At 70.3% G+C, this 25,241-nt stretch carries 17 protein-coding genes and 1 pseudogene; 4 read left to right on the top strand and 14 right to left on the bottom strand.

Annotated features, from left to right (window positions below; all coding sequences use genetic code 11):
• Positions 1 to 6: 6 nt before the first annotated feature.
• From araB to AC07F0_RS37390, 6 genes are all read right to left on the bottom strand, one after another.
• Positions 7 to 1,671, bottom strand: coding sequence for a ribulokinase (araB, locus tag AC07F0_RS37365; RefSeq protein ID WP_478984522.1), 1,665 nt, complete (start codon positions 1,669 to 1,671; stop codon positions 7 to 9).
• Positions 1,672 to 1,766: 95 nt separating this feature from the next.
• The gene (locus AC07F0_RS37370; RefSeq protein WP_478984523.1) at positions 1,767 to 3,812 is read right to left on the bottom strand and encodes an RICIN domain-containing protein; all 2,046 of its coding nucleotides are present in this window, start codon (positions 3,810 to 3,812) and stop codon (positions 1,767 to 1,769) included.
• Between the two features lie 101 nt (positions 3,813 to 3,913).
• The gene (gene arfA / locus AC07F0_RS37375) at positions 3,914 to 5,434 is read right to left on the bottom strand and encodes an arabinosylfuranosidase ArfA (protein WP_478984525.1); all 1,521 of its coding nucleotides are present in this window, start codon (positions 5,432 to 5,434) and stop codon (positions 3,914 to 3,916) included.
• A 57-nt stretch (positions 5,435 to 5,491) separates the two neighbouring features.
• Positions 5,492 to 6,394, bottom strand: coding sequence for a carbohydrate ABC transporter permease (locus tag AC07F0_RS37380; protein ID WP_478984527.1), 903 nt, complete (start codon positions 6,392 to 6,394; stop codon positions 5,492 to 5,494).
• A complete protein-coding gene (locus tag AC07F0_RS37385; RefSeq protein ID WP_478984529.1) occupies positions 6,391 to 7,374 on the bottom strand; it encodes a carbohydrate ABC transporter permease in 984 nt (327 codons plus the stop codon). Before AC07F0_RS37385 ends, AC07F0_RS37380 begins: the two co-directional genes overlap by 4 nt.
• 96 nt (positions 7,375 to 7,470) lie before the next feature.
• Complete coding sequence (locus AC07F0_RS37390; protein ID WP_478984531.1) at positions 7,471 to 8,823, bottom strand: ABC transporter substrate-binding protein; 1,353 nt, start codon at positions 8,821 to 8,823, stop codon at positions 7,471 to 7,473.
• Between the two features lie 594 nt (positions 8,824 to 9,417).
• Here AC07F0_RS37390 and AC07F0_RS37395 point away from each other — a divergent pair.
• A complete protein-coding gene (locus tag AC07F0_RS37395; protein ID WP_478984532.1) occupies positions 9,418 to 10,452 on the top strand; it encodes a LacI family DNA-binding transcriptional regulator in 1,035 nt (344 codons plus the stop codon).
• 312 nt (positions 10,453 to 10,764) lie between these two features.
• Here AC07F0_RS37395 and AC07F0_RS37400 read toward each other — a convergent pair.
• From AC07F0_RS37400 to AC07F0_RS37410, 3 genes and pseudogenes are all read right to left on the bottom strand, one after another.
• Positions 10,765 to 10,866 (bottom strand): annotated as a pseudogene (locus tag AC07F0_RS37400) (beta-1,3-glucanase family protein); the annotation flags it as partial.
• Positions 10,867 to 10,948: 82 nt separating this feature from the next.
• Positions 10,949 to 11,833 carry a Gfo/Idh/MocA family protein gene (locus tag AC07F0_RS37405; protein ID WP_478984534.1) on the bottom strand — a complete coding sequence of 295 codons (885 nt, stop codon included), beginning with the start codon at positions 11,831 to 11,833 and terminating at the stop codon, positions 10,949 to 10,951.
• Positions 11,834 to 11,947: 114 nt separating this feature from the next.
• Positions 11,948 to 14,368 carry a SpoIIE family protein phosphatase gene (locus tag AC07F0_RS37410; RefSeq protein ID WP_478984536.1) on the bottom strand — a complete coding sequence of 807 codons (2,421 nt, stop codon included), beginning with the start codon at positions 14,366 to 14,368 and terminating at the stop codon, positions 11,948 to 11,950.
• A gap of 172 nt (positions 14,369 to 14,540) precedes the next feature.
• On the opposite strand from AC07F0_RS37410, the gene AC07F0_RS37415 reads away from it, so the two are divergent.
• On the top strand, positions 14,541 to 16,001 hold the full coding sequence (locus tag AC07F0_RS37415; protein WP_478984538.1) for an aldehyde dehydrogenase family protein: 1,461 nt from the start codon (positions 14,541 to 14,543) through the stop codon (positions 15,999 to 16,001).
• A gap of 154 nt (positions 16,002 to 16,155) precedes the next feature.
• Complete coding sequence (gene helR, locus AC07F0_RS37420) at positions 16,156 to 18,315, top strand: RNA polymerase recycling motor ATPase HelR (protein WP_478984540.1); 2,160 nt, start codon at positions 16,156 to 16,158, stop codon at positions 18,313 to 18,315.
• 74 nt (positions 18,316 to 18,389) lie between these two features.
• Here the strand turns inward: helR and AC07F0_RS37425 are convergent, their stop codons facing one another.
• The 4 genes from AC07F0_RS37425 to AC07F0_RS37440 are packed head-to-tail and all read right to left on the bottom strand — an operon-like array spanning position 18,390 to position 22,695.
• On the bottom strand, positions 18,390 to 19,256 hold the full coding sequence (locus tag AC07F0_RS37425; protein ID WP_478984542.1) for a sugar phosphate isomerase/epimerase family protein: 867 nt from the start codon (positions 19,254 to 19,256) through the stop codon (positions 18,390 to 18,392).
• Positions 19,253 to 20,272: a Gfo/Idh/MocA family protein gene (locus tag AC07F0_RS37430; RefSeq protein WP_478984544.1), complete on the bottom strand. Its 1,020-nt coding sequence runs from the start codon at positions 20,270 to 20,272 to the stop codon at positions 19,253 to 19,255. Before AC07F0_RS37430 ends, AC07F0_RS37425 begins: the two co-directional genes overlap by 4 nt.
• A 22-nt stretch (positions 20,273 to 20,294) precedes the next feature.
• Positions 20,295 to 21,734, bottom strand: coding sequence for a sugar porter family MFS transporter (locus tag AC07F0_RS37435; RefSeq protein ID WP_478984546.1), 1,440 nt, complete (start codon positions 21,732 to 21,734; stop codon positions 20,295 to 20,297).
• Positions 21,735 to 21,744: 10 nt separating this feature from the next.
• On the bottom strand, positions 21,745 to 22,695 hold the full coding sequence (locus AC07F0_RS37440) for a TIM barrel protein (RefSeq protein ID WP_478984548.1): 951 nt from the start codon (positions 22,693 to 22,695) through the stop codon (positions 21,745 to 21,747).
• A gap of 225 nt (positions 22,696 to 22,920) precedes the next feature.
• Here AC07F0_RS37440 and AC07F0_RS37445 point away from each other — a divergent pair, with 225 nt between their 5' ends.
• Positions 22,921 to 23,922, top strand: a complete 1,002-nt coding sequence (locus AC07F0_RS37445; RefSeq protein WP_478984557.1) for a LacI family DNA-binding transcriptional regulator — start codon at positions 22,921 to 22,923, stop codon at positions 23,920 to 23,922.
• Here AC07F0_RS37445 and AC07F0_RS37450 read toward each other — a convergent pair.
• Positions 23,919 to 24,923, bottom strand: a complete 1,005-nt coding sequence (locus AC07F0_RS37450; protein WP_478984550.1) for a substrate-binding domain-containing protein — start codon at positions 24,921 to 24,923, stop codon at positions 23,919 to 23,921. The genes AC07F0_RS37445 and AC07F0_RS37450 overlap by 4 nt on opposite strands.
• Positions 24,924 to 25,241: the final 318 nt, after the last annotated feature.

The following is a 25,241-nucleotide window of genomic DNA, read 5'->3' on the forward strand; positions in this document are numbered from 1 at the left end:
TTCCTTTCACAGGGAGAGCAGGGAGGCTTTCGCGCGGATGCGGCGCAGGCGGTGCATGACGTCGTTGGTGCCGCGGCCGAAGTAGTCGTGCAGCACGCGGTATTCGGAGTAGAGGCGCTCGTAGGCCCCCGCGCGCTGAGGGTCCGGCAGGTAGACCCGGCGGTGCACCTTGCCCATGGCGTGGGCCGCGGCGTGGATGTCGGGGTACGCCCCGGCGGCGACGGCGGCGTGCATCGCGGCGCCGAGGGCCGGACCCTGGGTGGAGCCGATGATGCTCAGGGGGCGGCGGGTGACATCGGCGTAGATCTGCATGAGGAGGGCGTTCTTCGTCAGGCCGCCCGCGATGGTCAGTTCCTTCACCGGTACGGCGGCGGCCTCGAAGGCGTCGATGATGGTGCGGGTGCCGAAGGCGGTGGCCTCCAGCAGGGCGCGGTAGACGTCCTCCGGGCGCGTGGAGAGCGTCTGGCCGATCAGCAGACCGCTGAGGTCGTGGTCGACCAGGACGGACCGGTTGCCGCTGTGCCAGTCGAGGGCGAGAAGGCCGTGTTCGCCCACCTTCTGTCCGGCCGCGAGGTCGGTCAGGTACTCGTGCGGGGTCTGGCCGGCCGCGGCGGCCCGCTCCGCGTACTCGGCGGGCAGGCCCGTGCGGACGAACCAGCCGAAGATGTCGCCGACGCCGCTCTGCCCGGCCTCGTAGCCCCAGAGCCCGGGCAGGATGCCGCCGTCCACGATCCCGCACATGCCGGGTACGACACCCTGCTGGTCGGAGCTCATCACATGGCAGGTGGAGGTGCCCATGATGGCGACCATCTGGCCGGGTTCCACCGCCACGGCCGCCGGGGCCGTCACGTGGGCGTCGACGTTGCCGACGCAGACCGTGATGCCCTCCGGCAGCCCGGTCCAGGCGGCGGCCTCGGCCGTCAGCACCCCAGCTGCATCGCCGAGTTGACCGATGGGATGGTCCAGCTTGTCGGTCACGAAGCCGGCGAAGTCCGGGTTCAGTGCGGCGAGATAGTCACGGGAGGGGTAAGTGCCGTCCTGGTACTGACCCTTGTAGCCGGCCGTGCAGGCGTTGCGGACGTACGTCCCGCACAGACGCCACACGACCCAGTCGGCCGCCTCCAGCCACCGCTCGGTGCGCCGGTAGATCTCGGGGTCCTCCTCCAGTACCTGGAGCGCCTTGGCGAACTCCCACTCCGAGGAGATCTTCCCGCCGTACCGCTCCAGCCACGGCTCCTTCATCTCGGCGGCCAGTGCGTTGATCCGGTCGGCCTGGCCCTGGGCGGCGTGGTGGCGCCACAGCTTGACGTAGGCGTGCGGGCGGTTCTCCAGGCCGGGGAGTTCGCACAGCGGCGTGCCGTCGGCGAGGACCGGCAGGACCGTGCAGGCGGTGAAGTCGGTGCCGATGCCGATGACCTGCTCCGGCCGCACTCCTGCCCGCGTCACCGCCTCCGGTACGGCGCTGCGCAGCACGTCGATGTAGTCCGAGGGCACCTGCAGGGCCCAGTCGGGGGGCAGCCGGGTGCCGTCGGGCAGGTGCCGGTCGAGGACGGCGTGGGCGTAGACGTGCTCGGCCGAGGCCAGTTCCGCGCCGTCGCGGACCCGGACCACCACGGCACGGCCGGACAGGGTTCCGAAGTCGACGCCCACGACACAGGGTTCTTCAGACACGGGCGACCTCACCTTTCTTGTTCGGTATGACAGTCATTGATCGGGATACTGGACAGACGTTCGGGGGCCCGGCCGCGACCGGGCCCCCTGGCGGGTCAGTTGACCCGCACGACCTGCCACAGTTCGTCATCGGCGCCGTTGTCCGCCGACTGGACGATCAGCGCGCCGTTGGCGGTGGAGGCGGAGGCGACGTCCGCCACCAGGCCGCTACCGACGTTGACGAGCTTGTAGTAGCCGTTGCCCGCGTCCGTGAGCGTCCACTTCTGGGAGTTCGCGGTCGAGGACGAGTTCTGCACGACGGCCGCACCGGACGAGGTCGAGCCGTTGTTGTCGAGGTACAGACCGCTGTTGACGTTCTTCACGGTCCACGCCCCGCCGCTCTGCGACGTGAAGGTCCACAGCTGGCAGTTGTTGGCGGTGTTCACCCACTGGCCCGCCTGCTTGCCCACCGTGGTGGACGCGCCGGGGATCTCCAGGAACTTGCCGCTGTTCTTGTTGATCAGGCGGTACTGGCCGGTCGCCAGGTTCGGCAGGGCGGTCTGGGTCAGGTTCCAGCGCTGGCAGGCGCAGCCCGTGGGGCCCCACTGCCCGGCGATCGTGCCCACCGTGGTGGACGCGCTGGGGATCTCCAGCACCTTGCCGCTGATCCGGTTGGTGGCGGTGAAGCCGCCCGCCGGGTCGGGCGCCACGGCCCACTCGTGGTCGAGGGTGCCGTTGTCGTCCCACTGCAGGACCTTGGCGCCGTTGGCGGTGGACTGGTTCTCCACGCCCAGCACCTTGCCGCTCGCCACGTTGAAGATCTTGAAGTAGCCGGACGTCTGCTGGACGAACCGCCACTTCTGGTCATTGGCGTTGTCGGCGTTCTGCTGGGTGGCGTAGGTGCCGTTGGTGGTGGAGCCGCCCGCGATGGTCAGCATCAGGTGGCTGTTGGCATTGGACATGGTGTAGGTCGCCCCGTCCGAGATACCGCCGCCCAGGTCGATCGTGCCGTAGGTGATCGGGTTCAGGCCCGTGCTGGTCAGGTGGCCGCCGCTGAAGATCATCAGGCTGTGGCCGTCGGCCAGCGGGAGCAGGCCGCGGCTGTAGCCGCCGGGGACGGTGGAGGCGATGCGCGTCCAGGTGTTCGCGGCGCCGTTCTGCGTGTTGAGGAACAGGTCGTCGCTGCTGTTGGCGCTCACCACCAGGGTGCCGTTGGCGCCGCCGGTGGGCAGCCAGGTGATGTACGGGGAGCTCTTGGGCTGGGTGCCGTCGGTCGCCTTGAGGGCGATACCGGTGGCGGAGCCGAACGCCTCCGGGTTGGAGGAGATCTTGTAGTAGACGGCGAAGCCGCCCTCGGGGGCGCCCCAGAACTCGTACGTCATCACGTAGTTGCCGTTGGGCAGCTTGGCGACGACGGGCATGCCCGGACGGTCGCTGTAGGTCGAGGTGGCGACGTCGTTCACCACGGAGCCCCAGTTCACGCCGTCCGTGGAGACCTGGTGGACGATCTTCTGGCCGTAGTTGGGGTCACGCTGGTCGGAGTAGTACACGATCAGCTTCGAGCCGGACACCATCAGGAACGGCTCCCACACCGGGGTCTTGCCGTTGGTGGGGTCGGCCTCGCCGCCCTGCGCGATGGTGCTGACGTACGACCAGCTGACACCGTGGTCCGTGCTGGCGTACAGGTCCAGCTCGGTCGAGGACAGGTCGCTGGGGATGGAGTTGCCGGCGGCGAGGATCGTGCCGGCCGGGAAGTTGCCGATCTGGGTGGGAAGTTCGTACAGGAACGGCTGGTAGCGGTTGCCGAAGCCGTTGTGCGTGTCGCTGATGCTGGAGATCTGCGTCCAGCTGCTGCCGTTGTCCGTGCTGCGGTAGATCGGGAAGACCGGGGTGCCCGAGCTGTACTGCTCGAACGTGGCGAGCAGGGTGCCGTTCGACGATCCGCTGTACTGCAGGCGCACGGCGCGCGGGTAGAGCGAGCCGGGCGACGGGGCGGTGGACGGCGGGGTGTACATCGTCTGCGAGGCGCGCGAGATGGCGTGCGCCTGGCCGGAGGTGGGGAGGACGAGGGCGACGGCTGCTGCGAGCAGGGCCAGCAGCAGGGTGATCGCCTGGGTTCTGGGCAGGGCGCGGGATCTGGCGCCTTCCCGGGTGGTGGACATGGGCGGCTCCCAAGGAATGTCCGAAGAGGGGGTGGTGCGGGGCCCGCCGCTCCCGGGGGGAGAACCAAGGGGTTGGGAGCGGCGGGTGTCCGAGGGGTGGGTCAGCCGACGCGGCGCAGCCGGATGACGTTCCAGGAGACGGGTGTCAGGCTCGCGGTGAGGCGGCCGTCGGTGACGGAACCGGTGCCGGCGGTGTACGGGCGGACCCGGTCGGGGTCGTCCTGGGTGTTGGCGGCGCGGATGTCCGGGTCGCTCAGCACCGAGTGCTCCACCGGCGTGTAGCCGGGGAACGCCCGCAGGTCGAGGGCGAGTTCGACGTTCTCGCTCTGGTGCCGGTTGACGGCGAAGACGGTGAGCTCGTCGGCGCCGTCCGCCCCGGCGAGGTGCGTGGCGACGGCGTCGACGACGGAGACCTCGCCGAAACGTTTCGTCTCATACGTCGGCGCGACCGGCTCCACCCGCAGGACCGTGCCGCGGGCGTGCCGGGCCGCCTGGGCGAAGGGGTGGAAGGTGGTCTGCCGCCAGCTCGGGCCGCCCGCCTCGCTGCGGATGGGGGCGATGACGTTGACGAGCTGGGCGAGGCAGGCGGCGGTGACCCGGTCGCTGTGCCGCAGCAGGCTGATCAGCAGCCCGCCGACGACGACGGCGTCGGCGACGTTGTACTCGTCCTCGATCACGCGCGGGGCGACGGCCCACTCGGAGGGCTTCTCCTGCGCCTCGAAGCGGGTGTTGTACCAGACGTTCCACTCGTCGAAGGAGAGGTTGATCCGCTTCTTCCTGCGCAGCTTGGCCCGGATGTGGTCGGCGGTGGCGACCACCGACTCGACGAAGTGGTCCATGTCGACCCCGGAGGCCAGGAAGCTGCCGAGGTCGCCGTCGAGTTCCTCGTAGTAGGCGTGGCAGGAGATGTAGTCGACCTGGTCGTACGCCTCCTCCAGGACGGTGGCCTCCCAGGCGCCGAAGGTCGGCATCGCGGAGCTGGAGCTGCCGCAGGCGACCAGTTCGAGCTTGGGGTCGATCATGCGCATGGCCCGGGCGGTCTCGGCGGCGATACGGCCGTACTCCTGGGCGGTCTTGTGGCCGGTCTGCCAGGGGCCGTCCATCTCGTTGCCCAGGCACCACATGCGGATGCCGAAGGGGTCGGGGGCGCCGTTCTTGATCCGCTGGTCGGACCAGGCGGTCCCGCCCGGGTGGTTGCAGTACTCCAGCAGGTCCAGGGCCTCTGCCACGCCCCGGGTGCCGAGGTTGACGGCCATCATGGGCTCGACGCCGGCCTTCTCGGCCCAGCGGTGGAACTCGTGCAGGCCGAAGGCGTTGGTCTCGGTGCTGTGCCAGGCGAGGTCGAGGCGGGTGGGGCGGTCGGCGACCGGGCCGACACTGTCCTCCCAGCGGAAGCCGGAGACGAAGTTGCCGCCGGGATAGCGCACGGCGGTCACGCCCAGCTCGCGCACCAGGTCCAGGACGTCACGGCGCAGGCCGTCCTCGTCGGCGTACGGATGGCCGGGCTCGTAGATGCCGGTGTAGACGCAGCGGCCCATGTGCTCGACGAACGAGCCGAAGGTACGGGGACTCACGTCGGCGACGCGGAAGGCGGGGTCGATGGTCAGGGAGGCGTGCAGCATGAAGGTCGCTCCGGGAGGTGCGCGAGGAGAGGAGGAGGAACGGGCCGGCCCGTCAGGTCACTTGAGGCTTCCGACGGTCAGACCGCCGCGCCAGTACCGCTGGAGGAGGAGGAAGGTGACGATCAGCGGCAGGATCGCCACCAGGGAACCCGCGATGACGAGGGTGAACAGCGCGTTGGCGCCGGACTGGATCAGCGCTCCCTGGTACCAGGACTGCAGGCCGACGGTGAGCGGGAAGAGCTTGTCGTTGTTGAGCATCACCAGCGGCAGGAAGAAGTTGTTCCAGGTGCCGACCATGGAGAACAGCAGCACGGTCACCAGCGCCGGCTTCAGGGTCGGCAGTGCCACCGACCACAGCACGCGCAGCTCGCCGGCCCCGTCCATGCGGGCCGCCTCCAGCAGCTCGTCCGGCAGGGACTCCTGCACGTAGACCCGTACGAGGTAGACGCCGAAGGGGTTGAGCAGCTGGGGCAGGATGACCGCCCACATGGTGTTGGTCAGCGCGACCTTGCTCAGCAGCAGGTAGGTGGGGATGGCCAGGGCGGTGGCGGGCACCATGATGGCGCCGAGGAGGCTGGAGAAGAGCACGTTCCGGCCGGGGAAGCGGTACTTGGCGAAGGCGTAGCCCGCGAGGGTCGCCACGGCGGTGGCACCCACCCCGCTCACGCCCGCGTAGACGGCGGTGTTGCCCATCCAGCGCAGGTACTCGCCGTCGTTGTAGGTGAACAGCTGCCGGACATTGGTCACGAAGGCGCCCGGCGAGTGGAACCACAGGGCTGCGGTGGAGAACAGCGCGTCGTTGTCCTTGGTGGCGGCGACGACCAGCCACCAGAACGGCAGCAGGAAGTACAGGATCATCGCCACCATCACCACGTTGACGGTGACGCGTCCGCGGGCGGCGGACGGGCGGCGGGCGGTGGCCGGGGCGGTGGTGACGGCGGGTGCGGCGACGGTGGTCACTTCAGTCCGCTCCTCTTGCGTGTGGCGAACAGGAAGAAGTAGGAGCCGATGAAGACCACCGCTCCGAGGGAGAAGGAGATGGCGGCGGAGTAGTTGAACTCCGAGTACTGGAACGCCAGGTTGTAGGCGTACAGGTTCGGCGTGTAGTCCGGGGTGATCACCTGGGAGGCGGTCGGCTCCAGCACCCGCGGCTCGGTGAAGAACTGCAGGGTGCCGATGAGGGTGAACATCAGGGTGAGCACCAGCGCCGAGGAGATCATCGGGACCTTGATGCGCAGGGCCGTCTGGAGCTGGCCGGCGCCGTCGAGCTTCGCCGCCTCGTAGACCTCGCGGGGCAGGCCCTGGAGGGCGGCGTACAGGACGATCATGTTGTAGCCGGTCCACTGCCAGGTCACGATGTTGCCCAGCGAGGTCAGCATCAGACCGTGGCCCAGCAGGTCGACCTTGCCGAGACCGAGTGATTCGCTGATCGAGTTCACCGGGCCGAAGGTCGGGCTGTACAGGAAGCCCCACATCAGGGCGCCGATCACCGCGGGCACGGCGTACGGCATGAACAGGGTCATCCGGAAGACCTTGGCGAGCCTGCTCGTCACCTCGTCGATGATGAGCGCGCCCACCAGAGCGAGGCCGAGCATCAGCGGGATCTGCACCACACCGAAGACAGCCACCCTGCGCACGCCGGACAGGAACTGCGGGTCGGTGAAGGTCTGCTCGTAGTTGGCGAACCAGCTGAAGTGGTCACCGCCGACCAGGGTGGAGGTCCTCAGGCTCAGCCAGAAGGCGTAAGCCAGCGGCGCCACCAGGAAGGCCAGGAAGAGCAGGAGGAACGGGCTGACCAGCAGCAGGCCCATGCCCTTGTGCCGGGTGCGGGCGGACAGCCCGCCGGGGCGCCGGCCCGCCATGGGAGTGCGAAGTCCCTTCGCGGGGACGGCACTCGGCGGTGCCGTCGCGGTGGATCCCTGCTGTCGGAGCAGGCTCATCACTTCTCCTTGCGCGTCGTGCGGGCCCCCGCCGGCGGCGGAGCTGTCGGGCGCGGGCGCGCCGGCGGGGGCATGGTGAGCGGGGGCTCGGGCCGGTTACTGGCTGACCTTGAAGCCCTGCTTGCCCGCGTAGGAGGTCACCTTCTGCTGGACGTTGTCGTTGACGGACGACCAGGGGGTCTGGCCTTGGAGGGCCTTGCCCACCTCACTGGTGTCGGTGTTGTAGGCGTAGTCCTGGAACGGGCTCCAGTCGAAGGTCCCGATGCCGTTCGCGGCGGGCACGAACACCTTGTTGATCTGCTGGCCGCCGAAGAAGTCGTACTTCTTGTCCTGGAAGTACGACCCGTTGAGGATCGGCTTGGACAGCGGGAAGAGGTACGCCTGGTCGATGCCGATCTTCCAGGCCGCCTGGGAGGTGCCGAAGAGCTCCCGGGCGACCTCGGTGGCCTCCTTCGGGTGCTTGGTCTGCGAGGTCACCGAGAAGCTCGAACCGCCCCAGTCGCCCTGGGCGCCCGCGCCCGCGTTCCACTGCGGCAGCGGGGCGACGGCCCACTTGCCGGAGGTCTTCGCGGCGACGCTGGAGAGGTAGCCCGGCCCCCAGCCGGCCGCGATGTAGGTGGCGTACTTGCCGGTGCTGAGGCCGTTGTAGAAGTCCGTGGTGGCGTACGACTGGGTGTCGACCAGCTTGTTCTTGACCAGGTCGCCCCAGTACTCGTAGACCTTCTTGGCGTTGTCGTCGTTCAGCTTCACGCCGATGTCCGGCAGCTTGCTCGCCGAATACGTGTAGGGGCGGGAACCGGCCTGCCACATCAGGCCCTGGCGCCAGCCGGCGGCCGTCTCGTCGCTGCCGAAGTCGGTCATGTACGCCTTCGGGTCGGCCTTGTGCAGCTTGACCGCCTCCTCCTTGTACTCCGCCCAGGTCGTGGGGACCTTCAGGTGGTACTTCTTGAAGAGGTCGGTCCGGTACATCATCGCCATCGGGCCGCCGTCGACCGGGATGGCGTAGACGTGGTCGCCGTCCGAGGCCTGCTTCCAGGCCCAGTCCACGTACTTGTCCTTGTCCGCGTTCGCGCCGTACTTGCCCATGTCGAGCAGGCCCTTGGTGAGCTGGATGGTGGGCAGCTCCTGGAACTCCAGCATGACGACGTCCGGGGCGCCCTGGCCGGCCTTCAGCGCGGTCTTCAGCTTGGTGTACTCGTCCTGGCCGACGCCGGCCTGGACCCAGTCGACCTGGACGTCCTTGTGGGTCTTGTTGAACTCCGCCACGACCTGCTTGAACTGCGGGTACCAGGCCCACACCTTGATGTGCACGGGGCCGCTCTGCGCGCCGCCGGCGCTGCCGCCACCGCCGCCGCAGGCCGCGAGGAGCACGCCGGCGAGAGCGGCGGAGGTCGCCGCGACCGTGGTCCGCCGGAGGGAACGGTACGTGGGCTTGCTGCTGGACGACATGAGCGATCTCCTGGATGTGGTGCCCGAGGGCAGGACGGAGTACGGGAGGTGAGGGGAGGTGCGCCGGGCACACGGAGGACCGGCGTGAGGGGAGTGAACGGGCGACGGCATGCGGGCATGCCGGCTCGGGTGAAGGGCGGACGCTTCACGCGCGAGGCGCTCAGGTGTGCTGTCCGCCGAGGGATCCTGGCGGACGGACGTCGGTCGACGCGGGAGGGTGGGCGTGCGTGACGTCGGTGAGGAGCAGAGACGGATCGGTGATCAGCGCGGCGGGCGCGCCGGACGACGGTTCAGACCGCGGTGAGTAAAGAGTGATGCCCTGTCAGGACGGGTGCGGCTCCCGGCCCGTGAGAGGTTGCTGGTCCCACTGCGGCTCCTACTGGTCATCCCCGTGATCGCTCTCGGGGACCCGGTCCGCGGCGCGATGACGCCACGATCCCTGGGTACTCGATCCGCTTTGGATCAAGCCCTTCTGCTACGCTTTGCAGCGCTGCAAAAGTGTTAACCGAGAAGTTGCCGCGCTGCAAGAGGCGCAGGGGACCTCTTGAGGGAAAATTTCAGCGCTGAAACCGACATTCGGGATGAAGGTGGCATATGGCAAAGGGCGTCACTCTCCGCGACGTCGCGGAGCTCGCCGGTGTCTCCAGCCGGACCGTGTCCAACGTGGTCAACGGCTACGCGCCCGTCGCCGAGGCCACCCGCCTCCGGGTTCAGCAGGCCGTGGACAAGCTCGGCTACCGGCCCAACGTGCTGGCCCGCAACCTCGCCGCCGGCCGCTCGGGCCAGATCGCCGTGGTGGTGCCGTACCTGGACACGCCGTACTTCGCCGAACTGCTGCAGGGCATCATCCGCGCGGCCCGCGTACAGGGCTACAACGTCCTGATCGACCAGACCGACGGCGACGCCGAGCACGAGAAGCTGTTCCTCAGCCGGGGCTCCCAGCATCTGCTGTTCGACGGTGTCATCTTCAGCCCGCTGGGCCTGGCCCAGTCCGACCTGTCCGAGCGTGATCCGAGCCTGCCGCTCGTCGTGCTCGGCGAGCGGGTGAGCGACGGCGGTTTCGACCATGTCGGCATCGACGACGTGGCCGCTTCCCTGGAGGCGACCGAGCATCTGCTCGCCCTCGGCCGGCGCCGCGTCGCGGCGATCGGCGACCAGCCCTACCGCACCGGCGAGGCGGCCCAACTGCGCACCCGGGGATACCGGTTGGCCCACGAGCGGGCCGGCCTGCCCGTCCGCGAGGAACTCGTCGTCTCCACCCCGCGCTTCAACCGCTCCGACGGCGCGACGGCCATGGCCCACCTGCTCGACCTGGAGGAGCCGCCCGACGCGGTCTTCTGCTACAGCGACCTGGTCGCCCTCGGCGCCCTGCACACCCTGGCCGCCCGCGGACTGCGCGTCCCCGAGGATGTCGCCGTGGTCGGCTACGACGACATCGAGGACGGCCGCTACTCCAATCCGTCCGTCACCACGGTCTCCCCGGACAAGAAGGTGATCGCGGAGACGGCGGTGGAGCGACTGCTCAAGCGGATCGGCAGCTCGACCCCCGTCCCGGGCATGGAGATCCGGGCGCCGCACCGGCTGATTCCACGAGCCAGCACCATCGGGCGACAGGGCGGCGGCAGCTGACGGATCGTGAGCATGGGGGCGGGTGCCGAGGCCGGTACTTGGCGCGCCGGCCCCCGTCGACGACCGCGCATGGCAGGTCCGGGACATGCTCACCCACTGGGGGAAGTACCCCCATCGGCACGCCCCTGCGGGGGGGGGCCTCCAGCCTGGCCTGGACGCCCTCCCTCACGCACTGCTCCCCCCGCCCGCGGGGATGGCCCTCCTCAGTCTCATTGCGTTCCAGGTTGGCGTCTGGAGGCACTGTTCCTCTCGGCCGCGGGGCTGGTCCTGTCGAGGACCAGGTACACCAGCTTGCCCGTGTCTGCCCTCCGCGCCCGCAGGGATGGCCGTGTCCTGGATGTGCGAGGCGAAGTCGGCCACGTCGTCGAAGGCGAAGCCGTACGCCCTGCCGTCCTGCGCGGCCGCGTGCAGAGCGCTCTCACGCGGATGCGTGTGACGGATGCTACGGAGGGGCCGTGCCCTCGCACCGGCGTAGGGACCTGGTCATCTTCCAGGACTAACGGGCGCCGCCGTTCAACAGGTCGTCGGCCGCCGTGAGGATCTCCGTGACCCGCAGGCCGAACGCCGCGTCACACGCGTGCGGGCGGCCGGTCCGGGCGGCGGTGAGCAGGGCGTCCGCCGCCCGCATCAACGCGGGGACCGCTCCGTCGGAGCCCTCCGGCAGGACCGCGACCCCGGCCTCCCCGAGGAGTTCCACGGCGGCACCGGACGCGGCGGGCGGTGCCGTCAGACTCAGGGTGAGCGTACTCGACGCGCCGCCGCTGTGGTCGAGGACCACATGAGCCGTGTCCCCGGGGCCGTACGCCGCCGCCGTCACGCGTCGCACGTCGCCGAGGACCGGCAGCAGGACGGACAGGGCGTGCGGCCCGACGTCCCACAGGGCGCCCTTCTCCTTCCGCCACGGCGTGGCGAAGGGGCTCTCGCTGCTGAACACCGCCCCGAGCCACTGCGCCCGCCCCGTGAACCACCCCGGCACCGCCGCCTGCTCGGTGATCCACGCCGCCGGCTCGGGCTGGAAGCGGGTCGTGAAGAACACGACGGAGGCGACCCCCGCCTCCTCGACGGCCTCGACCACCGCCCGACCCTGCTCCACCGTCGCCGCCAGGGGCTTGTCGAGCAGCAGATGACACCCGGCCCGCGCCGCCCGAGCGGCGAGGTCGGCCTGCACCTCGGGAGGCAGCGCCACGGCGACCGCGTCCACGTCGGCGAACAGCGCGTCCACGTCGTCGTAGGCCCGGACACCGTGCCGCTCCGCGAGTTCCTTCGCCGCCTCGGGGCGGCGTCCCCACACGCCCGCGAAGTCGAGCTCGTCGTGCCCGCTGAGGGCGGGTGCGTGGGCCATCTGCGCCCATGGGCCGGTGCCGAGCAGTCCGATGCGCATGCCGTCGCCTCTCCACGGTGCCGTGACAGCCGACGGCCGTTTCTCGGCCGTCCGCTCGCCGAAGAGCGTGTCATACGGAACCGGCCGCTGGGGAGGCCAGGCCTCCGGCGCACCTCAGTCGCCGGGAAGTGCCTGTTCAGCCCAAATGGTCTTGCCGTTGGTCATCTGACGGGATCCCCAGCCCTGGGTGAGCTGAGCGACGAGCAGCAACCCGCGTCCTCCTTCGTCGAAGGTATGGGCCCGGCGCAGATGGGGCGCGGTACTGCTGCCGTCGGACACTTCGCAGATGAGGGTGCGGTCGTAGATCAGTCTGAGCTCGATGGGAGGCCGTCCGTACCGGATGGCGTTGGTGACCAGTTCGCTGACGACCAACTCGGTGACGAACACGGCATCGTCCAAGCCCCACTCGGACAGTTGCCGGCAGGCGGTCTTGCGCACATCCGCGACTGCGGCGGGGTCCGGTGACACCGGCCAGGTCGCCACGTGCGAGGCGTCGAGGGCTCGGGTGCGGGCCACGAGGAGCGCCACATCGTCAGTGGGGCGATCCGCGATCAGGGTGCTCAACAGGGCGTCGCACACGGCCTCCAGATCCTGAGCCGGTCGTGTCAGCACCTCGCGCATGGCGGCGATCCCCTCGTCGATGTCCCGGCCGCGGACCTCGACGAGCCCGTCCGTGTAGAGGACGAGAAGGCTGCCCTCGGCCAGCTCCAGCTCGGTCGACTCGAAGGGCAGGCCGCCCAGGCCGAGGGGAGGGCCGGCCGGGACCTCGAGGAACTCGACAGTGCCGTCGGGTGCCACGAGGGCCGGCCCGGGGTGGCCCGCGCGGGCGATCGTGCAGTGGCGCGAGACGGGGTCGTAGACGGCGTAGAGACAGGTGGCGCCGACGTCGCCGTCGAGCGGGGCCGTGGTGTCACCGCCGCCGGCGGCACGGTTGACCAGGTCGTCGAGGTGGGTCAGCAACTCGTCGGGTGGAAGGTCGACATCTGCCAGCGTGCGTACGGCGGTGCGCAGCCGCCCCATGGTCGCCGAGGCCTGGACGCCGTGGCCCACGACGTCACCGACGACCAGCGCGACCCGGGCACCGGACAGCGGGATGACGTCGAACCAGTCGCCGCCGACACCGGCCCGGGTGCTGGCGGGCTGATAGCGGGAGGCGACATCGAGAGCCGCCTGCTCGGGGAGACGTTGCGGCAGCAGGCTGCTCTGCAACGTGAGGGAGGTGTCGCGTTCGCGGGTGTACCGCCGGGCGTTGTCGATGCACACGGCGGCGCGAGCGGTGATCTCCTGGCCAAGCAGCAGGTCGTCCTGCTGGAAGCGCTGGGGCCGGCGATGGCGGGAGAACGTGGCCACGCCCAAGGTGAGGCCACGCGCACGCATGGGTACCGCCAGCACCGAGTGGAACCCGAACCGCCGCATGCGTTCGGCCCGGTCCGGGGCCGTCCGGTCCAGATCCTCCAGGGCGGCGGGCGTGATGTGCTCGATGAGTGGCCGCTCGGCGGCCAGGCACTCCGCCGCGGTGGAGCCCTCGGGATAGGGCGCCACCGTCCCGAACGGCACCACGGCTTCGGGGCAGCCCTCCAGCACCGACTGACAGGCGACCCGGCGCAGCATCACCGGACCGGCCGGAGAACCCTGCGGAGGATCCTCGCCCCCCTCGATCACCGGCAGGAGATCGACCGTGACGAAGTCCGCGAACCGCGGGACGGCCACGTCGGCGAGTTCCTGAGCGGTACGGGGCAGGTCCAGGGTGCTGCCGATCCGCACGCTGGCGTCGTTGACCAGGACCAGCCGCTGCCGCGCGAGGTGCTGCTCCGTCACGTCGTGTGCCGACAGCAGGACACCTTCGAGCCGGCCGTCGGAGCCCCGTACGGGGACGAGGGACACCGACCACACACTCTCCCGCTCATGGCCGGCGAGGTGCACCGCGGCTCCGATCTCCTGGAGGCAACCGGTCTCCAGCGCGGCTCGCATGCCTTCCTCGGCCCGCTCGCTCTCCGGGTCGAGGACGATCTCCGTCACCCGCAGGCCGCGCATCTCCTGCTCGGACAGGCCCATCACACGTTCCATGTCCGTGTTCGCCCACCGCAACCTCAGCCCGGTGTCGTACAGAGCCATCGAGTAGGGAGCCTGGGCGAAACTACGCCGCACGAACGCATCGTCCTCAGGCGTCGGTGCCGGCCGGGCCACCGGTGACACCAGCAGCCAGTCGTCCCCGTCGACCGTCCGGTGGTGGGCCAGCAGCCCGACGGTGAGGCGGTGGCCGTCCCGGTGCAGCAGCGTGGCCGTCCCGCTCCACCTGCGCAGGCCGGTCAGCGAGTCCAGCACGTGGGCCGGAGCGGCGTCCGCGAGAAGCGCGGCCGCCTTCCGGCCGACCACCTCGGGGGCCCGGTAACCGAGCAGCCGCCGCGCCCCTTCGTTCCACGAGGTCACGACACCGAGGTCATTGACGACGGCCCTGGCCGTCGCCGCACCGTCGAAACGTTCCTGCGATCCGGCGCTCGGGCCGTCGTCAGAGGCGGACGCGGATCCGGTCATGACGTCATCTGCCCTCAATCCCGCCCTGGCGGCCTTCTGCCCAAGAGCGCCCTGCGCTGGAGGTGCGTCGCACCTTCACTGTTACGACACTAGACAACAAGAGTGACAGACAGGCGTGTATCGGTCCTCATGTCAGGACGGCGGCACCGACCCCGGACGGAGGGCGGCACCCATGAAGGGCAACGGCACGAGGTGGCCGGACCCGGCCGAATGGGCCGGGAAGATCTACAGCGGGGGCTGGCGCGCATCCGAGGGCGGAACACGCGAGGTGATCGAACCGGCCACGGGACATGTCCTGGCCGAGATCGGCGTCGCCTCCTGGGCGGACGTCGCCCGGGCCGGCGCACGGGCCGCCCGAGCCGCCGGGGACTGGGCCGCGGCAGCTCCCTCCGACCGTATCGACGTCCTGCTGCGCGCATCTTCCGCGCTGCGTGGGCACCGTGCCACATTCCGCGACTGGATCGTCCGGGAGTCGGCCGGCGTCCCCGCCAAGGGTGACTACGAGATCACCGCTGCCCTCGCCCAGCTGACGCACGCCGTGGGACTCGCGTCCCTGCCCAGGGGCGAGGTCCTGGCTCCGCAGACCCCGGGAGGAACGAGTCTGGCGTGGCGGGTGCCGCTCGGCGTCATCGGCGTCATCAACCCATGGAACGCGCCGCTCCTGTTCGCGGTGCGCGCGCTGGCGCCCGCACTGGCGCTGGGCAACACCGTGCTGCTCAAGCCCGACCCCCTCACTCCGGTGTCCGGGGGCGTCCTCGTCGCGCGGCTCTTCGAGGACGCCGGACTGCCCGACGGGGTGCTGCACGTCCTGCCGGGCGGCGCGCAGACCGGGCAGGCGGTCGCGGCGGATCCTCATGTCGCCATGGTCGCCTTCACCGGGTCCGCCGAGGTCGGGCGCGTCGTGGCGCGTGTGGCGGGCGAGGGGCTGAAGCGGGTCGCCCTGGAGCTCGGCGGCAAGAACTCGCTCGTCGTGCTCGAGGACGCCGATGTGGGCGCGGCGGCCCTGGCCGGAGCCGTGAGCACCTTCGGATACCAGGGACAGGCGTGCGTCGCCGCCGGCCGCCACCTGGTCCATGCCGACCTGGTCGAGGCGTACACCGAGGCGCTGGTCGGGCACGCGCGCGCCCTGCGTATCGGCGATCCCCGCGTAGCGGGCGTCAGCGTCGGCCCGATCATCAGTGAGCGGCTGGCCACCAGGATCGAGCGCATCGTCGACGAGAGCGTGGCGGGCGGGGCGCGGGTGCTCACGGGCGGCCGACGCGACGGACTCTTCTACCCACCCACCGTCCTGGACCGGGTCGACCGGGCCATGCCCGCGTTCACCGAGGAGATCTTCGGTCCCGTCGCCCCCGTCATTCCGTTTCACAGCGAGGAGGAGGCCGTCGAGATCACCAACGACACCGCGTACGGCCTGACGGCCGCCGTGCACTCGGGATCCGTACCGAGGGCGACCGCTGTCGCCGAGCGACTGCGCACCGGCATGGTCCACATCAACGACGTCTCCGCCAAGGACGCCGCGAACGCCCCCTTCGGAGGCATGGGCATCTCCGGCAACGGCTCCCGCATCGGCGGCACAGCCAGTCTGGAGGAATTCACCCAGTGGCGCTGGATGACGGCACCCGGACCGGTGTGACCTCGCACGAACGGCGGCGAAAAAGCAAGAAAGGCAAGGAGTTCTCTCCTTGCCACTCTCAAGCTATAACACACAGGGGGTCTTGCGGCAAGGCCCCATGTCTCCCGCAAACTGTCCCGCCTAGGCCCAGGACCTGCGGAAACGGGAGCATGACGTGACCCCCCTGACCACGAGCGCGTTCGACCTTCCCGACCGCCTCTCACACAAAGCCGACCCGGCGCTGATCGCCGGGGACGAGCGGCACTTCGCCGCCGTCGCCGACTGCCTCGAGCAGTCGATCGACGAACTGACCGAGCGTCTCGAAGCCGAGCGCAAGGCCCCCGGCGGGAAGGGACGGCAGGCCATGGACCGGGACGCGGAGATCTACCGGCTGACCGCCCGCCTGCGCGCACTGCGCCGCTTCGGACTCGACCTGTGCCTCGGGCGCATGGTCGCCACCGACGGCTCCGAGCCCGTGTACGTCGGACGGCTCGGCCTGACGGACCGTGAGGGTCGCCGCCTCCTGGTCGACTGGCGATCCCCCGCGGCCGAGCCGTTCTTCGGGGCCACCCATGCCAACCCGATGGGGCTCGCCAGCCGTCGCCGGTACCGCTGGACCGGCGGCCGGGTCAGCGACTACTGGGACGAGGTGTTCACCGCCGACGCCTTCGACGGGCACGCCGCGCTCGACGACCAGTCCGCCTTCATCGCCAGCCTGGACACCAACCGCTCGCCCCGGATGCGGGACGTGCTCGGCACCATCCAGGCCGACCAGGACGCCATCATCCGCGCCGGTTCGCGCGGCGCCCTCGTCGTCGACGGCGGACCGGGCACCGGCAAGACCGTCGTCGCCCTGCATCGTTCCGCCTACCTCCTCTACTCCGACCCGCGCCTCGGGCAGCACCGCCGGGGTGGCGTGCTGTTCGTCGGCCCGCACCGGCCCTATCTGTCCTACGTGTCCGACGTCCTGCCCAGCCTCGGCGAGGAGGGCGTGCAGACCTGCATCCTGCGGGACCTCGTCGACGAGGGAGCGACGGCGGGGGAGGAGAACGACGCCGACGTGGCCCGGCTGAAGTCGTCCGCGGACATGGTGCGGGCGATCGAGAAGGCCGTCCGGTTCTACGAGGAACCGCCCACCGAGGCCATGACGGTCACCACCCACTGGTCCGACATCCACCTCAGCGCCGCCGACTGGGCGGTGGCGTTCGAGGCGGCGGAACCCGGCACACCGCACAACGAGGCCCGCGACCAGATCTGGGAGGAACTGCTCACCATCCTGGTGGACAGGCACGAGGGCGAGGTCTCCGAGGCCCTGCTGCGCACGTCGCTGGCACAGGACCGGGAGCTGCTGACGGCCTTCAACCGGGCCTGGCCGATCCTGGAGGCCACCGACCTCGTCGGCGACCTCTGGTCGGTACCGGCCTATCTGCGGATGTGCGCTCCCTGGCTCAGCCGCGACGAGGTGTGCGCGCTGCAACGCGCGCAGCCCCAGGCCTGGACGGTGTCCGACCTGCCGCTGCTGGACGCGGCCCGGCAGCGGCTCGGCGACCCGGAGGCGTCCCGCCGCGCGCGCCGGAGGGAGGCCGCCGTCGCCGCCCAGCGCGAGCGCATGGCCGACGTCATCGACGACCTGCTGGAAGCCCACAGCTACGACGACGGCGAAGGCGTGCTGGTCATGCTGCACGGACAGGACATGCGCAACTCCCTGGTGGACGACAGTGCCCTGCCCACCGCCGACCCGGACCGGCTCGCCGGACCGTTCGTGCACATCGTCGTGGACGAGGCGCAGGAGCTGACCGACGCGGAGTGGCAGATGCTGCTGCAGCGCTGCCCGTCCCGCAGCTTCACCGTCGTCGGGGACCGGGCCCAGGCCCGGCACGGCTTCACGGAGTCGTGGCGGGAACGGCTGGAGCGTGTCGGGTTCGACCGGGTCGACCTGGCCTCGCTGAGCATCAACTACCGGACCCCGGCGGAGATCATGGCGGAGGCGGAGCCGGTCATCCGGGCCGCGCTGCCGGACGTCAACGTACCGACGTCGATCCGCAGCGGCGGCGTTCCCGTCGAGCACGGATCCACCGCGGAGCTGCACTCGGTCCTCGACACCTGGCTGGCCGCGCATGCCGACGGGATCGCCTGTGTCATCGGCGATCCCACCTTCCGCCCGGCGTCCTCCCGCGTGCGTTCGCTGACCCCGGAGCTGTCGAAGGGGCTGGAGTTCGACCTGGTCGTCCTCGTCGACCCACAGGGCTTCGGCACGGGCATCGAGGGGGCGGTCGACCACTATGTCGCGATGACCCGGGCGACCCAGCAGCTCGTCGTCCTCACGAGTTCCTGAGACGGGCTCCGGCCGGGGCCCTCCCGCAGTGGGGCCCCGGCCGGAGGTTCAAGGGGGGCGCATGTCCGCACCCCCTAGGCGGCGAGTTCCTTGCGGATGCGGTCCAGCATGAACGCCGACGACTCCCGGGCCCGCTCCTCCCAGGCGAAGACACAGGACGTGGCGACACCGTCGAAGCCCAGCTCGCGCAGCGTGCCGAAGAAGGCGTCCCAGTCGACCTCGCCCTGGCCGATGTCCAGGTGCTGGTGGATACGGGCCGGGGTGCCCGGCGGGTTGAGGATGTAGCGCAGGCCGGACGAGCCCTTGTGGTTGAAGGAGTCCGCGATGTGCACGTGCTGGAGCTGGTCACCGGCGTAGCGCATCATCGCCGCGATGTCCGCCGTCGGATCGGCGCCCGAGAGGTGGAAGGTGTGCGGGGCGCAGTAGAGGTAGTTCACCCAGGGCTTGTTGATCGCGCGGACGAGATCGACGGCGGGGGTGTTCTCCTCGCAGAAGTCGTCCGGGTGTGCCTCCAGGTTCAGGGCGATGCCTTCGCGCTCGAACACCGGCAGCAGTTCCTCCAGCGAGCGCCAGAAGGCGGCCTCGCTCTCGGCGGCGCGCTCGGGCCGGCCGTTGAACTCCGAGTTCATCAGCGGACATTCGAGCTCGACGGTGATCTCGATCATCCGCTTCCAGTAGCGGACGGCGGCCTGCCGCTCGGCCTCGTCCGGCGAGGACCACTTGTACAGCGGCAGCACCGAGGACAGCCGCACACCGTGCCGGCGCAGCGACTGCTTCAGCTCGGCCACCCGCGCGTCATCCGCACGCGGGTGCAGGAAGAACGGCATGAAGTCCGCGCGCGGCGACAACTCGATGTACTCGTAGCCGAGTTCGGCCACCGTGCGCACCATGTCGTCGATCGGCAGGGAGCGGAACATGTAGGGGTCGAGGGCGATCTTCACGCGGTGCCTCCGTAGAACGCGGGGCGGGGCTTCATGTCGACGGTGACGCTCTCGCCGCCGGTCTCCAGGGACCGGACGGCGGCGTCGGTGATGACGGTGGCGGCGTAGCCGTCCCAGGCGGACGGGCCGGTGGGCTCGGTGCCGGCGGACACCGAGGCGACCCACTCGCGGAACTCGGTGTCGAAGGCCTGGGCGAACCGGTCCTTCCAGTCCTGGAGCACACCCGTGCCGTGCCGGGCGGCGGTACGGATCCCGACGGCCGGCGGGTCGGGCAGCCGCACCAGGCCGTCCTCGCCGACGACCTCGCACTGGATGTCGTAGCCGTACTGGCAGTTGACGAAGACCTCCAGGTCGATCCGGACGCCCTCGGACGTCTCGAAGACCATGATCTGCGGGTCCTTGAGATGCGCGAACCGCTTGCTCGTGGCGCGCGGGGTGACCACCTGCGCGGAGACGATCTCGTCGTCGAGCAGCCACCGCAGCACGTCGATCTCGTGCACGGCGGTGTCCTGGGCGGCCATGGCGGAGTGGTACGACTCCGGCACGGTCGGGTTGCGGTGGGCGCAGTGCACGATGAGCGGGGCCCCGAGCGAGCCGGTCGACAGGACCTCCTTCATCTGGCGGTAGCCGGCGTCGAAGCGGCGCATGAAGCCCACCTGCACCAGCCGGCGGCCGTGCGCCCGCTCGGCCTCCACGATCCGCAGACAGTCCTCGGCGGTCGTGGCCAGCGGCTTCTCGCAGAACACCGGCTTGCCGGCCGTGATCGCGCCCAGGACGTGCTCGGCGTGGGTGGGCCCCCAGGAGGTGACGAGGACGGCGTCCACGTCCAGGGAGGCGATCAGCTCCGCGCCGGTGGGCAGCGCGGTGGCCCCCGCCCGGGCCGCCACCTCGGCGGCGCGCCCGGCGTCGAGGTCGGTCACGGCCGTGACGGCGGCCCCGGTGACGACCTCGGTGAGCCGCCGGATGTGGTCCTGGCCGATCATTCCGGCGCCGATGACGCCTACACGTACGGTCATGGTCGTTCCTTCGAAGGGAGGGTCAGGAGAAGCGGGTGCGGAGTTGGGCTTCGAGGGTTTCGAGGGTGCGGCCCTTGGTCTCGGGGACGTAGCGCTTGACGAAGGCGAGCGACAGCAGGCCCGCCACCACGAACAGGAAGAAGGTGTTGGAGATCCCGATCCCGGAGACCAGGGACGGGAAGACCAGCCCGATCACGAAGTTGGTCAGCCACAGCACCACGGCCGCGATCCCCATGCCGAAGCCGCGCATCCGCATCGGGAAGATCTCCGACAGCATCAGCCAGGTCACCGGGGAGATCGCGCCCTGCTGGAAGGCGAGGAACGTGACCGTCATGGCGAGCACCGCGAACGCGCGTGCGTCACCCGAGGGCAGGAGCAGGGAGAAGACGCCGATCAGCAACAGGGCGGCGGTCGTGCCGATCTGACCGGTCATCAGCATCGGGCGGCGCGGGACGCGACCCAGCAGCCAGATGCCGACGAAGGTGGCCAGCACCGAGATCACACCGTTGGCGATGTTCGCGGTCAGCGCGCTGTCCGCGGCGAAACCGGCGTCGGTGAGGATCTGGGTGCCGTAGTACATGATCGTGTTGACGCCGGTGATCTGCTGCACGATCGCGATGCCGAACCCGACGAACATCAGCTTGCGCACCCACGGCGTGCTCTTCATGTCCTGCCACCCGCCGAGCTTGGCCTGCTCGTCCTTGACGGCGAGCGCGGACACCTCCTTCAGCTCGGCCTCGGCCCGGGCCTGCGACCGCACCTGCCTGAGGACGTCGAGGGCCTCCCCGAAGCGGCTTTGGGAGGCCAGCCAGCGCGGGCTCTCCGGCATCACCAGCATGCCGAACCAGAGCACCACCGCGGGCACCGTCGCGATGACCAGCATCCAGCGCCACACGCCACCGGACTCGCCGCCGACCTGGGCGATGATCGCGTTGGACGTGAAGGCCAGCAGCTGACCGCTGACGATCATCAGCTCGTTGCGGGTGACGAGAGCGCCGCGCCGCTCCGCGGGGGACACCTCCGCGAGATACACCGGCACGGTGACCGACGCGCCGCCGACCGCGAGGCCGAGCACGAACCGTGCCACGATCATCACCTCGGTCGTGGGGGCGAGCGTGCAGCCGAGCGCGCCGACGAAGAACAGCACGGCCAGCAGCAGGATGTTGCGCCGCCTGCCGCGCGCGTCCGACAACCGGCCGCCGGTCACCGCGCCCAGCGCGGCACCCAGCAGCAGCGAGCTGGTGACCATGCCCTCGGTGACCGGGGTCAGGCCGAGGTCCTCGGTCATGTAGGGCAGGGCGCCGTTGATGACGCCGGTGTCGTAGCCGAAGAGCAGACCACCGAACGTGGCGATGATCGTGATCAGCCTCAGCCGCCGCCTGACCGCCGGGGGAGCGTCGTCCGCGACGGCGGTGGCGGGGGGTGGGACGGGGGCCGGTGTCGTGTCGTCCGTGACGTCCATGGGCCGCTCCTTACCTGTCGATGTTCGGGCGCCGGGTACCCGACAGGCCGCAGCCGGCCAGGTGTTCGCGGGTGCTGACCGCGATCGGCAGCGGCACCCCGGGCGCACACGGGTACAGGTCCTGCTCGACGATCACGAACAACTCGGCGTCGAGCTTGGCGAGTTCGCCCACCACGTCGGCCGGCTTCGGCACCCCGGCCGGCGGTGACACGCACACCCCGCGCTTCACGGCCTCGCCGAAGGACAGGTCCTCGGCCGCGACTTGTGCCAGGATCTCCGGGTCCATCTGTTTGATGTGCACGTAGCCGACGCGCTCACCGAAGCGGCGGATCAGATCGAGGTTGTCCCCGCCGCCGTAGGCGACATGCCCCGTGTCCAGGCAGAGGTTGGTGTAACGGCTGTCGGACTCGTTCAGCAGCCGTTCGATCTCGGCTTGCGTCTGGATGTGGCTGTCGGCGTGCGGATGGACGACCAGACGCACGTCGTACTCCTCCAGCAGCAGTCTGCCCAGCCGGTCGGCGGCCCGGCCGAACCCGGCCCACTGCTCGGCGGTCAGCTCGGGCGACTCGGTGAACGCGCCCGTCTTCTCGTCCCGGTACATCGGCGGGATGAAGACGAGATGATGCGCCCCCGCGGCGGCGGTCAGCGCGGCGACCTGCCGGACGTGGGCGAGCATCTCGTCCCAGGCCTCGGGCCGGTGCAGCGCGCCGAACGCGGTGCCACCGGAGACCTTCAGCCCCCGGGCGTCCAGTTCGGCCTGCAGCCGCTGCGGGTCGGTGGGGAGGTAGCCGTACGGGCCGAGCTCCAGCCACTCGTACCCGGCCTGGGCCAGCTCGTCGAGGAAACGGGTGTACGACACCTGGTGCTCGTCGTCGGGGAACCAGACCCCCCAGGAGTCGGGGGCGGAGCCGAGGCACAGGTTGCCGACGGTCGTACGCAGCGGGGCTGGCACCGTTGCCATGGTGAGAGTCCTTCGGGGGAGAGGAAGGGGGTTGGCGTGAAACTGATGCGCTCTACTAGCGCGCTCTAGTTCGAGTACGATGACCCCTGTCCAAATGTCATGTCAATAGGGTGTTGCCGGGAGATTGCCGGGTCCTGGTACGGGCCCCGTGCGGGACACCCGTAAGGTGGTCGGCGTCGGAGGGTGGGTTCACACGTGGATGCATCGGGCAGGCAGCGGCCCACGATGGCGGACGTCGCCGAGAAGGCGGGCGTGTCCCGCGCGCTCGTCTCGATCATCTTCCGCAACCAGGCGGGGGCCAGCCGGGAGACCCGGGAACGGGTCCTGCGCGTCGCCGACGAGATCGGTTACCGGCCCGACAGCGCGGCCCGGCTGCTGGCCCGCGGCCGCAGCCGCACGCTCGGCGTGATGTTCACCGTGCACCAGACCTTCCACACGGACCTCATCACCGGCATCTACCCCGAGGCCGAGCGGCTCGGCTACGACGTCCTGCTCTCCGGCGCCACCCACGGCCGCAGCGAGGCCAAGGCGGTCGAGGCGCTGCTCAGCCACCGCTGCGAGGCGGTGATCCTGCTCGGCCCGGACGCCGACCCCGCCTACCTCGCCGAGCTCGGACAGCGCACGGTCGCCGTCTCGATCAGCCGCCGGGTGCCCCAGGCCCATGTCGACTTCGTGCACTCCGCCGAGGGCAAGGGCGTCCGGCAGGCCATGGACCACCTGGTGGAGCTGGGGCACCGCCGGATCGTGCACATCGACGGCGGACGCGGTCCCGGTTCGGCGGAGCGGCGGCGTGCCTACAGAGCCGCGATGCGGCGCCACGGGCTTCAGGCGCAGGCGCGGGTGATTCCCGGCGAGCACACCGAGGAGTCCGGTATCGAGACCGGCCGGCTGCTGCTGGCCGAACGCGACGGTGGACAGCCGTTGCCGACGGCGGTCCTCGCCGGCAACGACCGCTGCGCCATGGGGCTGCTGATGGCCCTGACCCGGGCGGGCGTCGAGGTCCCGCGCGACCTGTCCGTCGTCGGCTACGACGACAGCCACCTCTCCCATCTGATGCCGATCGGGCTGACCACCGTCCGCCAGGACGCGGTCCTCATGGCCGAGCACGCGGTCCGCTTCGCCGTCGAACGGCTTCAGAACGAGGAACTGCCGCCGAGGGAGGCGGTGCTGGACCCCAAGCTGGTGGTGCGGGGAACGAGCGGGCCTGCCCCGGCGGAGGGTTCCTAGCGCGTGCCCTTCTTCGCGAACTCCGCGACGCTGTCGACGTTGTCCTTCGTGACGAAGGCCGGCCCGGTGAGCACGGGGGCGGTGCTCCCACCGCTGAAGTTGCCGTTCGTCCTGTAGAGCCACAGTCCGTCGACGGCGAGGTAGCCCTGGAGGTAGGGCTGCTGGTCGACGGCGAACTCGATGTCCCCGCCCTGGATGGCGCCGACAAGGTCCTTGTTGAGGTCGAAGGTGGCGACCTCGGCCTTGCTGCCGGCGTCCTTGACCGACTGTATGGCGGTCATGGCGATCGGGGCGCCCAGCGTGACCACCTGGTCGATGCTGGAGTCCTTCTGGAGTTTGGCCGTCAGGGTCGACTTCACGGAGGGCATGTCGGTGCCGTTGACGTACAGGTTCTCCGTCGTGCCCTTGAAGCCCTTCTTCAGGCCGGCGCAGCGCGCCTCCAGGGCGACCTGGCCCTGCTCCTGGATCACGCAGACGGCGTGCTTGGCGCCCTGCTGGTTGAGGCGCTCGCCGAAGGCCTGGCCGGCGATGTTCTCGTCCTGGCCGAAGTACTCGAGCATGCCGAGTTCCCGCCAGTTGTCCAGGCCGGAGTTGAAGCCGACGACGGGGATGCCGGCCGCCTTGGCCTTGGCCACGACCGCCTTCATGGCGTCGGGCTTGGCGGCGGTGAGCGCGATGCCGTCGACCTTCTGGTCGATGGCGTTCTGCACCAGGTTGGCCTGGTTTCCGGCGACCGGGTCGCTGGAGTAGACGAGCTTGATGTTGTCTTTCGCGGCCGCCGCCTGGGCGCCCTTGCGGATCAGGTCCCAGAAGGTGTCGCCGGGTGCCGCGTGCGTGACCATCGCGACGGTCATCCGCGGAGTGGTGGCCTTGCCCGCGGCGGCGTCGGTGCCGCCGGACTCGGACTTCTTCCCGCCGGAGCCGCTGGAGCAGCCGGCGGCGAGCAGGGCGCCCACGAGGACGGCGGTGGTCAGGGCGGCGGATCTGTGGTGTCTGCGCATGTCGGGTGCACCTCGGTGTGCTGGGGAGAGCGGGCCGGGCCCGGTCCGGGAGGCAACTGGAGCGCGTCACTAGCGCGCTCTAGTGGCAGGTACTATGCGGGCGCCTCCGGGCGATGTCAACAGCTTTGTCAGGACGTACCAACAAACGTGACGTTCCGACGAACAGGACGTTCCGACGAACAGGACGTTCCGAGGATGCTCCGGCAGAACGGGGCCGGGGGGGGGGAGAGGGAGGGGGGGGGGGGGGGGGGGGGGGGGGGGGGGAGAGAGAGGGACCGCACCCCTACGCGAGGGCAGCAGGGAGAGGCGATGGAAAAG

The organism is Streptomyces sp. NPDC045955, from assembly GCF_056430805.1.